Source organism: Streptomyces sp. NPDC001070 (genome assembly GCF_053598835.1).
Window position 1 is genome coordinate 1 of sequence record NZ_JBSFLB010000042.1, and the last position, 13,043, is coordinate 13,043.

Sequence of the window (13,043 nt, forward strand, 5' to 3'; positions counted from 1 at the left end):
CCCGGGCCTTGCCGTCGGCGCTGGTGCGCACCGCCGCCACGGGCACCACCAGCACGGATCCCTTCGAGGCGCCCACCTCGATGGTCACCTTGGCGGTTTCCCCCGCTTCGCTCCTCAGCCGCCCCGGCTCGGACACCGAGATCACCAACTGCACGGGAGCGGACGGGTCGCCCGGAGCCGCGCCGCCGCCACCGTCGCCGGACTTCTCACCCTCGCCGCCCTTGCCCGAGCCGCCTTCCCGGGGATCGGGGCCGCCGATCTGCGCCACGACGCCACGCACCCGAGTACCGTCACCGGTCTCGAGCCGCGCCACCATGCCTTCGCGCAGAGTGGCGCCGTCGGCCCCGGGGACCACCGCCCGCACCACCACGTCGGAGCTCGTCACAGTGGCGACCTCCCCGTCCGGGGCGTCGCCGAGGTGCACCTTGACCTTGTCGACCCGGACCGGCAGGTCCGGCAGGAAGACGACCTCGCCCGCCGGGACCTTGGTTCCGAACGTGGCGGTGAACGCGCTCAGCGCCGCATTCGACCGGTCCAACTGCTGGCGCGCGGCTCGCAGTTCGAGGGCGGACGCCTCGCCGGAGGCGGGCGGGCCGGCCGTGCCGCCGTCGCTCTTGCCGCCGTCGCCTCCGCCTGCTCCACCGCCCTGCGCGGCCAGGACGGCCAACTGCGCCTGCGTGACCGCGGCTTCCAGGTCGCCGAGCTGCTGCTGGTCGGCCGCACTGGGCCGCTGCGCCTCGAACCCCTTGCTCTGGTACCACTGGGTCACCGCCGCCGCCGTGCCCTGCCGGTAGTTCCCGCTGACGGCCCCCGGATCGTGACCGAGCCTGCGCAGCGCGCTCTGCAACTGGCGGACGTCGTCGCCCGAGCTGTTCGGGCCGAGAGTGCGGTACATCGGGACCGAGCCGCGCAGCACGAACACCGGGCGCCCGCTCACCTGCATCAGGACACTGCCCTCGCGCAGCGTGGTGCCCGCCGCCGGAACCTTGGTGACCCGCTGAGCCGCGTCGCCCTCTCCCGGGCCACCGGCGGAACCGACGAGGCCGGACAGCGAGACCGAGCGCGGTGTGCCGAACTCCACGCCGCCCTGGGCTATCACCGTCGCGGTGAGTTTCCGCCGCTCCACGGCGACGGTGACCGGCCCCGCGTCCGGCGCCCGCCGTGCGGCGGCGGCGTCGGCGGGCGACTGCATCTGCGTGCCGGCGAACCAGCCGCCCGCACCCACGAGGGCCACCACTCCGACGATCACCACGACCTGCCGGCCGCGGCTCTGGGGACCGCCGGGAAGACCGCGGCTCATCCGGTCAGCCCGGAGAAAGGGTGCTTCGCGAGCTTGGGGAAGTACGCGGCCCGGAACTCCTTGCCGCACTCCAGGTCCTTCAGGGCGACGGCGATCTCCTGGGTGAGCTTGGCCGCGGCGTCGTCCCTGTCCATGTTCTGGACGCCGCTCGACGGGGTCTGCTCGGCCGTCGCGAACTTCACCATGTCGCCGATGGCGGTCGGCTGCGTGGTGGTGACCGCGATGCCCTCGTCGCGCAGGCAGGACGCGAACTGCTGCGCCAGGGAGATCAACTGCGGATCCCCGTTGAGCGCCTGCTTCGCCGAGCGGTCCCGCTCCTCGTTCGCGGCACTCTCACGATCGATTTCGGCCTGGGACTTGTCCGGTCCGTAGGCCTTGGTGTGTGCGTCCTTCACGCACCCCGGAAGCTGCACCTTCTTCCCGTTGGCGAGTTGCTTCGCAGTGCCCATCGCCTTGTCGTAGGCCTTCCGCTGGGCCGGCGAGAGCGCGTTCAGGTAGGCCGCGTCAGGGTTGGCCGACTCCCGGGCCTCGTATGCCTTGCTCCCCCAGACGTTCGGGTCGTCCGGGTAGACGGCCCCGGCGAAGAAGCCGAAGCCGAACTTCTCCCGGTACTTCTTCGCCAGCGCGTAGTCCCGCCCGTCGACCGGGTTCCTCTCGGTGGTCCCCGAGCCCGACACGTGCGGGGTGTAGGTGAAGCCCTTCGCCCGCATGCAGGCGGCCATGGCGTTCTGCCACACGTACTCCTGCCTGGTGCCTTCGTCGGCGTCCTCGGGAATCGCCAGCTCGCCCTTCGCGGGCGAGCCGGCCTGCGAGGACGGCGCGCGGTCGCCGGAGTCGGCGGGCGCGGCGGAGCCGCCGTCGCCCTGGGAGCATCCGGCGAGTACCAGCACACCGGCCACGGCCGTCGCCGGCCAGAATCCGCGCAGAGCGGGAATGAGAGCCATGTCGTTCCGTCACTTCGATTCAGGGGGGCGCACGATGCTGTGCACTCCGTCGATGTCTTCAACCTGTGAGCCCCCTCCGAGCGCAGAGCCGTCACCCTCGATGTGACGCAGCTCACGGCGGTGGATGCGGGGTGGGCGCAAGCCCACGGGTCGTCGCGCAGGCACGAAGGGGCGCGGGACGCGCCCCCGACAGGACTCGCGCCTGCGGCCAAGGGGGAATCCCGGGCGCCGGGTAGCCACGGCCTTGCCGCCAGTCAAATAAGAGCATATGCTCGTAACTACTGTTGACGGGCCCCGCCCGTCGTGACTGTCGTCAGCTCGGCCGATCACCCCGGCACGTGAACGCAGGCTTTCGACCAGGCGGACGGCGCCCATCTGGCGAGCCCGGGCAAGGTCCCTCGCCCGTCGAACCGCGCAAGGAGGAGAAACTCATGACCGAACAGCAGCGCGTCAACATCGGCAAGCAGCATCCGGCCAGTTACCAGGCGCTTCTCGGCCTGTCCTCGGCGGTGGAGGAGAGCACCACCGCGGCAGGTCTCGACCCGCTTCTGGTCGAGTTGCTGAAGATCCGCACGTCCCAGATCAACGGCTGCGCGTTCTGCCTCAAAATGCACACCCGCGACGCCCTCAAGAAGGGCGAGAACCCGGACCGGATCGCCGTGCTGCCCGCCTGGGCCGAAACCGGCTACTTCTCCGAGACCGACCGCGCGGCCCTGCGGCTGACCGAGGCGATAGCACACGTGTCGCAGGGCCACGTGAGCGACGAGGACTACAACGCGGCCGCAGCCGTGCTCTCACCGGAGCAGATCTCGGCGGTCGCCTGGCTGGCCACGGTGATGAACGCCTTCAACCGCGTCGCGATCACCAGCCGCTACCCGGTGGCCGGCAACTGAGCCGACGACCGGTACCCCGGTTCTCGGGTGGCGCCGGCCCACACGCGGCGACCGCACCGCCTCCCCCGGCAGGGCCCCGGCCCGCGACACCTGGCGAAGCCTGCCCCTGCCGCTGCCCATCCTCGGCGCCCCGGCCGTCATCGCGCTCGACTGACACTACTCGTCCTCGGGATCACCGTCGTCGCGGACATCGCCCCCGGTCATCCGGCGCGGGCGCGCCGGATGACCGGGGGCGGGGCCTCCCGCACTGCACCGGCTGTTGCACATCCTGTCGGACGCGAGCGAACTGCCCCTCCTCGTCTGTGTCTCCGCGCCCACTCCCACGACAGTGAAGCACTGAGAAGTCATCTCAGTCGGTGAGTGCGCTGTCGCAGTGTCGGCCGACCAAGTGACGAGGCCGCCCGCCCCGTCCGCCTCCTTCGACGTCTTGAGCAGCGTTCCGCCCGGCAGGTTGGTGGAACCACTGAACAGCTCGTCCTTCGTCCAGGACGTCCCCGTCTGCACCGTGACCTCGACGCGGGAGCCGCCCCCGCCGTCCGTGACCACGACATACGCGTTCTCACCCTTCTGGCCTCCGTGACCGATCTCTTCGAGTCCGGGCGGGAGCATCGCGGCCAGCATCGCCTGGAGTTCGGCGTCGGTCAGGCCCTGGACGTGGCCCACCTTCGGTTCGTCGGCGGAGACGACGGTCCCTGCGACGCCGACGATGACGTAGGACAGAAGAGAGAGGGCGACGGCGACCGACAAGGCCAGGACGCGATCCTTGAGGGTACGAGGCAACAGGAGGGAGAGGAGCAGTAGCGCTACGAAGCAGGTGGTTGCCTCGATCCAGTAGTGCAACACCCTCGCCAGGTGGACGGCTTCCCCGCCGCAGACGCCCGCGAGGGCGGCGGCCCCCACGACACGACGCACGCTGCTATGGCCTTTGCGTGACCAGAGGCCCGCGACGCCGAAGAGGGGGCCGGCGACGCAGGCCGCGCCCGTCCAGACGAGCGGCAGGTCGAGGGCGCCGATGCCGTCGCGCCCGAACTCGGCATAGCCGTAGTAGCCCACGACCAGGCCCAGTTCGGTCAGCAGCCCGGCCACGGCGGCGACCATGAGGGAGACCCGGCCGGCGAGGACCGCGCCGACGACGAAGGCGACAGCGGACCAGACCGCCCCCGAGTAGGCCAGATGGTTGGAGGCGCCGGGAAGCCAGCCCCTGGGCGAGATTGGTGAGCACGCCGAGGAGGAGTCCTGCGGCGAGGCTCACACCCGTTGCGCAGAGGACCGCAGACCGCTTTACGGAAAGAGCACCCGGCGTGGTCGTTGACATGATCTCCGCTCGGTCGGTGCGAGTGGAACCCGGATCGCCCGAAGTCGTCGGCGCACTCCGGACCTGTCGAATTTGACGGCCAGGATCACACGGCCACCCCACGAGGAACGCGCCGGGTGTCCGCAAGGGGGCAGATCGGGCGCCGGTGCCTCAGCGCACGCGGATTCCGGCGCGGAAGACCGCCTGTACGTCCAGGATGGCTGCGGGGTCATGCGCAAGGTCTCCGTTGACGACCAGGATGTCGGCGTCGGCACCGGCGGAGATCCGGCCCTTGCGGCCCTCCACACGGCACAGACGGGCCGCCGAGCTGGTCATGGAGATCAGCGCGTCCAGCGGCGCGACACCCAGACCAGCGAGGTCGGCCACGCCGTGAGGGAGGACGTTGTGAGGCTTCCAGGGCCCGATACCGGCGTCCGATCCGATGACGACGTTGGCACCGTGCTTGTGCAGGTTGCTGTAGGTGTCCAACATGGCGTTGACGTGTTCGGCCATGGCAGCCGCGTCCATGCCCTTGGGCGGCTTCACGGGCTTGCTGGGGTCCAGACCCAGCGTCAGGCTGACGAAGGTACCGGTCCTCGCGATGGTGTCGACGAGGTCGGGGTCGGAGACGATGCCGTCAGCGGTGAGGAAGGAGACGTGCTCCAGGCTGTCGACGCCCGCCTCCACGGCGTCGCGGATGGCCTGGATGCCGTGGGCGTGAGCGGCCACCGGCAGCCCGAGGCGGTGCGCTTCGTTCACGACGACACGCAGGTCCTCCAGGCTGTACTGCGACGCGTGCGCCGGTACGGAATTATGTGTCATGTGGCCGCCACTGGCCATGATCTTGATGACGGCGCAGCCGCGAGTGTGACGCTCGCGCACAGCGGCACGCAGCGCTTCGGCGCCTTCGACCTCACCGCCGAGGAAGTGGCAGTGACCGCCCGGCGTGGTCAGCGGGGGGCCGGCGGGGAGGACTTCCGGTCCCTGCTCCGGGTGCTGGGCCATCTCCTCCACGAGGGCCAGCGAGAGGTAGCCACGGTCACCGAGGTCGCGCACGGTGGTGATGCCGGACAGCAGAGCGGACCGGGCCGCGGCCCGCATGTGTGCCAGGAGGTCACTGTCGGAAGTGGAGGCCAAGGAGGTTACGGGGTCTCGACCGGCATCGAAGGCAAGGTGGACGTGGGTGTCGATGAGGCCGGGCAGCAAGCAGGCCGAAGGACCGAGGTCGATGACCTCGGTGCCGTCGGCAGGCAGCGCTCCGGCACGGTCCACGCGCACGATGCGGTCCCCCGAGACGTACACAGTGGCGGGGCCCGACAGGCTGAATCCGTCGAACATCGAACCGGCGTGTATGGCAAAGTAATTCATCGGCATATCTCCGATTGGAAAGTGTGTGTCGCGCGGTGTTTCGCAAGATCCCGGGCGGTGGAGGTCTTCGGCCGCACCCGCCTGGCCGACCCACCGACAAGCGCCTGGTCGCAGGCCGTTTCGCACGGGTCGAAGAGCCCCGTCCCGCGGCGGCGCCGCTGGTGGGCCTGCCGTCCGACTCGCCGAAGAGCAACGGGTGGAACCCGGCCCAGCACACGGGCGATGCCGCGGTATGCAGCACCAGGTAAGGCCCGCCCAGCACCTAAGAGCATATGCTCTTATTTGAGTGGCGGCAAGGCGGCAACTACCCGAGCACCGGCGGTCCTTCCCCCCGAAGCCCGGCCATAAGTCGGCCCCCACCCGAAAGCCGCGTATCGCGCACACCCGCAGCGGGACGGCGGTGGCGAACCGCCGACGGACTGCTCAGCACACGCGGATACCGGCGCGGAAGACCGCCTGGACGTCCAAGATGGCTGCTGTGTCGTGGGTGGGGTCCCCGTTGACGACGAGAATGTCGGCATCGGCGCCGGCGGTGATGCGGCCCTTGCGGCCTTCGACGCGGCACAGGCGGGCCGCGAGGCTGGTCATGGAGATCAATGCATCCAACGGGTCGACGCCCAGACGGGCCAGGTCGGCCAGGCCGTGGGGAAGGACATTGTGAGGTTTCGCAGGCCCGATGCCGGCATCGGATCCGATGACGACGTTCGCGCCGTAGTTGTGGAGGTTGCTGTAGGCAGCCAGGATGGCATCGCCATACCCGGCCATTGCCTTGGGCGGCTGCATCACTTCGGCAGGATCCTGGCCCAGGGTCAGGCTGACGAAGGTGCCCCTTCGCGTGATGCTGTCGATGAGGTCGGTGTCGGAGGCGACGCCGTCGGCGGAGAGGAAGGAGACGTGTTCCAAGCTGTCGACGCCCGCCTCCACGGCGTCGCGGATGGCTTGGTTGCCGTGGGCGTGGGCGGCTACCGGCAAGCCGAGGCGGTACGCCTCGTTCACGACGACACGCAGGTCCTCCAAGCTGAACTGCGACGCGTGCGGCGGCACGGAGCCGGGCGTCATGGCGCCACCGCTGGCCATGATCTTGATGACGGCGCAGCCCCGGGCGTGACGCTCCCGGACAGCAGCGCGAAGCGCGTCGGCGTCCCGCTTGACCTCGCCACCGAAGAAGTGGCAGTGGCCGCCCGGTGTCGTCAGCGGAGGGCCGGCAGCGAGGATCTCCGGTCCTTGCTCGGGATGCTCGGCCAACTCCTCCACGAGGGCCAGCGAGATGTAGCCACGGTCACCGAGGTCGCGCACGGTGGTGATGCCGGACAGCAGAGCGGAGCGGGCGGCAACCCGCATGCCGGCGAGCAAGTCGGTGTCCGAGGTGGCGAGCAGGGACGTCACGGGGTCCGGACCGGCGTCGAAGGCCAGATGGACGCGCGTGTCGATGAGGCCGGGCAGCAGACATGCCGAGTCGCCGAGATCTATGAGGGCAGTGCCGTGGTCGAGCATTGCGCCGGTTCGGTCCACACGCCGGATGCGGTCTCCCGCGACGTACACGGTGGCGGGGCCCGACAGGCTGAAACCGTCGAACATCGAACCGGCACGTATGGCATAGGAGTTCATCGGTGCTTCTCCGATCGCAAAGCGCGTGACAGGTGGTGTGGGACGTGAGTGCCAGTGACACACGTCCCTGCGGGCATCGCTGTGGGTGCGGCCTCCTGGGTCGTGTCCCGAATGAGCGCCGGCCGCCCGAACGGCGGGCCTCGGCGCTCCCCCGGCTCCACTGGGGGGGGCGCCCCCAAGTGCGCTGCATCGCAAGGCGGAGAGCCGTCCTCGTAGTCGGCTACCGGGACGATTCGACACCGCTGCATGGGGGCGCCCCCGGCCGAAGGCTGGGGGCGCCGTGCCTGGGGGCACCTTCCGGCGGCAGCCGGGGTCGCGTCGCGGGACCCCTCCCAGCGGGTCCGGGCGAGGGATGCGACGACACCACCTGGAGACGAGCGAGGTGCCCGCTCCTCACAGTGCAGGCCAGGTGTGTCCCGGCGGAGGAGTCGGCGACGACCGAGCCGCCGCGTGCGCCCCTCGCGGCCGGGGCCCTGGAGGCCGCGTTCGGCAGCCAGGTGCGGGCGTTGTGGAGTTCCTTCTCCGAATGGACCGAGAGCGTCGGGGGCGGTGACGGCTCGATCCGCGTCCGCGGTCCGTACGGCATGTCCACGGCGGCTGCCGGCTCCCTGCCGTCCCTGATCACCGGGGTTTCAAGATCGTTCCGTTGGATGTTCTCAGCCTCGACCCATCCATTCGCACCCGATCCGACGCTCCGGCCGCGGCAGTTGTGGCACGCTTTCAGGAGACCAGCGAAGCCAGCAGTCTGAGCCGTTCGGCGGATTCGGAGCCGGCGGCAGCGCCATTGAAGACGATGCGTTGGCCGGGCGGGTCGGCAAAGTGCACGACTTCCTCACTGAGAGTGAGGCGTCCGACGAGTGGGTGATCGTACTCCCGGACAGCGTGCGTGCATTCGGCTATCGTCTGGACATCCCAGGACTTCTCGAACTCTGGACTCTCGGCCCTCAGTTCACTGATGAGCTCGGCCATGAGCAGATCACCGGGGTATTCCTCCGAGGCCACCCGCAGATAGCCCGCCACGTGGCCCGCCCAGAAACTCCAGTTGACGATCAGCTCGCGCATAGCGGGTTCAAGGAAGAAATGCCGTGCCAGGTTCGGCCGCTGGTCCGGGTTCAGGCCGAACAGTGCGAACCCCAGCCGGTTGCCGCCGAGCAGGTCCGTACGCCTGCCCACGATGTACGCCGCCTGCTCGGTGGCGCTCTCGGCCAGAGCGAGCACCGAGTCCCGCACCGTTTCAGGCCCGACTTGATGCCGCGCGACCTCCGGGGGCCACGCCAGGCGCAGGAGGTGGAGCCGATCGATCTCGTTCAGGCGCAGCGCGCCCGCGATCGCCTCCATCACCGCTCCGGACAAGTGGTGACCCTCTCCCTGCTCGATGCGGGTGTAATAGTTCACGCTCATCCCGGCCAGCCGCGCCACCTCCTCGCGCCGCAGACCCGGTACTCGGCGCGGCGAACCATGAGTGGCGATCCCGGCGTCCGCGGGCGAGAGTGCTGCCCGCCGGGCGCGGAGAAAGTCTCCGAGTTTGACGTTCCACATCCTGCTCACATTGGGAGCATATGCTCCCAATGGCGGGACGGCAAGAACCTCCCGGTCCGAAGCTCCCGGCCCCGAATCCCGGCGAGAACCGGAAGGCCCCACAGAAGGCCCTTGAGGGCATCCGCGCAGCTGACGGCCCCGCGACCGCAGGCACCGGACACACCGGCCCTCAGCAGCCACATCGAACCCTTCAACCCGCCGTCCGGGCACGCGGCGACCCGGAGCGTGGAATCCGAGGGCCGAGCCGGACCGACATGCACATCACGGCCTGAAGGGCGTCCGTCCAGGCGACGCCGTTCCGGCCGGCCGGCGAGGCGTCCACCGAAGGCCGGCAGTCCACCATCACATACCACCATAAATCCCTCTTTTCTTCTCATTCTGGGTACCCATGGCGTGGGTACCCACAGCGCGGTGAGCCACCCGGTGGGTGAAATGTGGTGATTTAAGCAGGCATGGGACGACAGGAGTGCTCCGACTGCCGCCGTTGTCCTGCTTACGATTCTCAGCGGACCGACTCTCCGGAAACCCATTGGAAAGTCGGCCGCCGCCCTGTTGCACGCTCGGTGCGAAACCCGCTTCGAGGTCACATACGGGCTCATCGACCTCTCTCGCGAAACGATCCCATGGAATGCCGGGATTGCGCGCGACGCATGGAGTCTGCGGAAGGAAGGGGGAGGAACCATCAGACGAGGAAATCGGCAACTCACCGCATACATGACGTGGTTGAGATGCCGATGGACGACAGTCGGCAATACGGTGATGAGCACTGATGGGGCGACCATCGGCTCCCACCGCATTGACTGACAGCACTCCGGGGGGAGAGGCGATCATCAAGCCGGAGTGCCTGTACGGAACCACGTCCCGCTTGAACCAGGTATATCCGCGGCACGGGGGGCCTTTTCCGCCGGGCTGGACCGGGAAATTCTCGCCGCGGAAAGCCGCACGATCTCGAGTACGCCGCACCTCAGGGCCGATATCGATGTCAGGCGCACGGGGAGAACCTCACACGGCCGCACGCCCTGTCACATCACTGAATTCGGTGGGGCGCCGGACCGCAGCTCCCTTCGGCGACGCCCAAAATACACATTCACAATAATACACTTCAAATTCAGGAAAAAACCTAATATGAAGCATAACCGACGGACTTTCCTCGGCATGGCCGGCGGCACAACGGTCGCTGCCGCAGTGGCCGGCACCGGCATCTTCGGCGCGACCGGCCTGTTCCAGGGAAGCGCACAGGCCAGCCAGACACTCACCGGTGGCAGCGCGCCGCTCGACGGCGTGAGCACCCCGCAGTTCACCGAACTCAAGTCCTTCAAGGACCCGCTGCGCATCCCTCCGACGCTGCGCCCCGGCGACGAGGAGATCACGAAGGTCAACCTCGTGGAGTCTCAGATCCGTCTGCACTCCCAGATGCCGGCCAGTCGCCTGTGGACCTACATGGGCCACTTCCCCGGCCCGACCATCGAGGTGCGCAGGGGGCAGCAGGTCCGCATCGCGTGGAAGAACTCGCTGAAGGGGACCATACCCATCAAGGCCGTGTTCGTGGCCCCGGACGGCCCCGGGCCCGGCCTGCTGCCCTACAACAAGCCGGGATCCGACGGTGCGATCGCGCGCCCCGAGGTCGACAAGCTGACTGCCTGGACCACGGTCCATCTGCACGGCGGCCACAGCCACGCCCTGAACGACGGCGGGGCGGACCTCGCGGTCACGCCCGGCAGCGCGCAGTTGGCCGAATACGGCAACGACCAGGCCGCGACGCGCCTCTTCTACCATGACCACGCCATGGCGGTCACCGCGCTGAACGTGCAGTCCGGACTGATGGGCAACTACATCATCCGCGACGACGTGGAGGATCAGCTCGGTCTGCCCAGCGGCGCGTACGAGATCCCGCTGACGATCCAGGACGTCAACTTCGACACCGACGACCAGGGGCGGCTGACCGGGCAGGTTCTCAACAAGAAGGTCTATATCGCGAAGCCGGAGCCGGGGATGATCCCGCCGTCGTTCGCGAGCCTCAGCCCGTTCACCATGGTGAACGGTGTGGTGTGGCCTCACCTGAACGTGGAGGCCCGTGCCTATCGATTCCGTCTGCTGAACCTGTCGCCGGCCCGTGTCTACCGGATGGCCGTGATCGACGAGTCGACCGGCAAGGTGGTGAAGGGAGCCATGAAGGTCGTCGCCACCGACCTGGGCCTGCTCGGTGCTCCCCGCACCGTCGACGAGACGCTGTCGCTCTCCCCGGCGGAGCGCGCCGACGTCGTGATCGACTTCGCTGCCTTCCCGGGCAAGAAGCTCACGCTCGTCAACACCATTCCCGGTGTGGACGCCGGCACCGCCGTGCCTGACGCCTTCATGCCCTACCCCCAGATCATGCAGTTCCGCGTCGGGAGGGAGGGGAACAAGGCCTACACCGTTCCGGCGGCTCTGTCTCCCCGCTTCAAGAAGGTCACCCTCGACGACGTCTCCGCGAGTGTGGAGCGGTTCGTCGTGCTCACCCTTGACAAGGCCGGCATGCCGGTGATCTGGGAGATGAAGGAGACCTCCGACGACGCATCCGGCGAGGGCGTCGTGAAGGTCACCGTGTCCGGTGAGACGAAGACCCTCCGTCGTAAGGCCTCGATCTTCGAGGACTCCACCAACTTCTTCGCGTCGAGCAACACGTGGGAGAAGTGGAACATCATCAGCATCGCACCGCCCAACGTGCCGATCTACCACCCGCTTCACATTCACCTGATGGACTTCCAGGTGGTGGACCGGCGTGCGGTCGACGTCAGCGGATTCGACTTCGCCAACGGCACCACGACCTCTCCCATCACCGTCGGCGACCAGGTGCCCGTTGCCCCTGAGGAGTCCGGCTGGAAGGACACCATCACCGTCAACGCGAACACCATGGTCACGATCGGTGGAAAGATCGCCGAGCAGACCGGCCGGGTCATGTACCACTGCCACCTCTTCGACCACGAGGACGAGGGCATGATGCGGCCCTTCGTCATCATGCCGCCGGCTGTGCACGAGATCCACAGCGGTCTGCTGGCGCTCAGCCGCGGCGAGGAGCACCACATGATGTAGCCCGGTCATGGGCTCCTCGCCGCCAAGCGCGGCGCGCTGACCGTCCATCCCGCGAACCGGCCGGGGCCATGGATCCGGAGAGTCGGCCTCGCGGCACGGTACCGAGACGACCCCGGCGTGACGCGGGGTGCGACGGCCGACCCCACCTGATGGGTGAAGCGCAAGCCGACGCGGTCAGCGGACGTTCGGTCGACATCTGAGGCCGGACGGGAGTCCAACTCAGGGTCACGCCCCGTGGCTCGGATCCACGAGTGTGGGTCCGAGCCACGGGGCTCATCGCTGACACCGGCCGAAGCGCCGTGTGAGCCCGCGAGGTCCAAGAGGTCTGACGGCCGCACGCCGCCCTGGGCGGAACCCGGACCACTCCCCCGCCGAATCAGGATTGCCCAACCGGACGTTCACGAGCGCGGGGCTGTGCCTACTCCTACCGTCCTGCCGTCGTCTCCCCACCGGCTGTTGCGATCGCCGTCGGTCCAGTACGTCAGCGCACCGATCAGCACGCAGAGCGCGGCTCCCGCGTCCGCCGGCGACCAGTCAGACCGCATGGGAGCACCGTCTGTGCCCCATTCCCCCAGAAAGGAAAGCCCATGTTCGGCAAGCTCGGAACACCCGAGATCATCCTCGTCCTCGTCGTCATCCTGCTCCTGTTCGGCGCCAAGCGGCTCCCGGAAATGACCCGGTCGTTCGGGCAGTCGCTGCGGATCCTCAAGAGCGAGACCAAGGCCATGCGCAGCGACGACGCGGACGAACCACACACCGACGTAGACGTCGCCGCGCCCGCCCTGGCCCCCGTCGCCGACGACCGACGCACGGCCCCAGAACCAGCAGAGGCAGATACACCTCACCGGCGCTGAAACGCCGGAACCACCGACCGCGGCAGGTGCGCGGCCGGCGCCGCACACGAAGAGACCGGGACCGTCCGGCAGATGCAGGTCGTTCTCCAAGCCTCCCAGCCTGCGACGAACCCGCACATGACCGATGGCGCCGTGTCCCCTGCCCGGGGAATTCAGGGAACGCCACCGCCC

9 protein-coding genes are annotated in these 13,043 nt (G+C 68.7%); 3 read left to right on the forward strand and 6 right to left on the reverse strand.

Annotation, left to right across the window (positions count from 1 at the left end):
• Positions 1-1,300 (reverse strand): peptidoglycan-binding protein (locus tag ACWDAS_RS35935; protein ID WP_450399275.1); only part of this gene is annotated, 1,300 nt, incomplete at its 3' end.
• On the reverse strand, positions 1,297-2,244 hold the full coding sequence (locus ACWDAS_RS35940) for a hypothetical protein (RefSeq protein ID WP_450399277.1): 948 nt from the start codon (positions 2,242-2,244) through the stop codon (positions 1,297-1,299). The genes ACWDAS_RS35935 and ACWDAS_RS35940, both read right to left, overlap by 4 nt.
• 431 nt (positions 2,245-2,675) lie before the next feature.
• Between ACWDAS_RS35940 and ACWDAS_RS35945 the strand changes: the two genes are divergently transcribed.
• On the forward strand, positions 2,676-3,137 hold the full coding sequence (locus tag ACWDAS_RS35945; protein WP_450399280.1) for a carboxymuconolactone decarboxylase family protein: 462 nt from the start codon (positions 2,676-2,678) through the stop codon (positions 3,135-3,137).
• A gap of 156 nt (positions 3,138-3,293) precedes the next feature.
• Here the strand turns inward: ACWDAS_RS35945 and ACWDAS_RS35950 are convergent, their stop codons facing one another.
• The 4 genes from ACWDAS_RS35950 to ACWDAS_RS35965 form a co-directional block, all read right to left on the reverse strand.
• A complete protein-coding gene (locus ACWDAS_RS35950) occupies positions 3,294-4,349 on the reverse strand; it encodes a DUF6518 family protein (RefSeq protein WP_450399406.1) in 1,056 nt (351 codons plus the stop codon).
• A gap of 253 nt (positions 4,350-4,602) precedes the next feature.
• Positions 4,603-5,799 (reverse strand): amidohydrolase family protein, encoded by a 1,197-nt coding sequence (locus ACWDAS_RS35955; protein WP_450399282.1) that lies wholly within the window; start codon positions 5,797-5,799, stop codon positions 4,603-4,605.
• 423 nt (positions 5,800-6,222) lie between these two features.
• On the reverse strand, positions 6,223-7,407 hold the full coding sequence (locus tag ACWDAS_RS35960; protein ID WP_450399285.1) for a metal-dependent hydrolase family protein: 1,185 nt from the start codon (positions 7,405-7,407) through the stop codon (positions 6,223-6,225).
• Between the two features lie 720 nt (positions 7,408-8,127).
• Positions 8,128-8,946 (reverse strand): helix-turn-helix transcriptional regulator, encoded by an 819-nt coding sequence (locus ACWDAS_RS35965; RefSeq protein WP_450399287.1) that lies wholly within the window; start codon positions 8,944-8,946, stop codon positions 8,128-8,130.
• 1,155 nt (positions 8,947-10,101) lie between these two features.
• Between ACWDAS_RS35965 and ACWDAS_RS35970 the strand changes: the two genes are divergently transcribed.
• Complete coding sequence (locus ACWDAS_RS35970; protein ID WP_450399291.1) at positions 10,102-12,018, forward strand: multicopper oxidase family protein; 1,917 nt, start codon at positions 10,102-10,104, stop codon at positions 12,016-12,018.
• A gap of 587 nt (positions 12,019-12,605) precedes the next feature.
• The gene (gene tatA, locus ACWDAS_RS35975) at positions 12,606-12,872 is read left to right on the forward strand and encodes a Sec-independent protein translocase subunit TatA (protein WP_450399292.1); all 267 of its coding nucleotides are present in this window, start codon (positions 12,606-12,608) and stop codon (positions 12,870-12,872) included.
• The last annotated feature ends 171 nt before the right edge of the window (positions 12,873-13,043 follow it).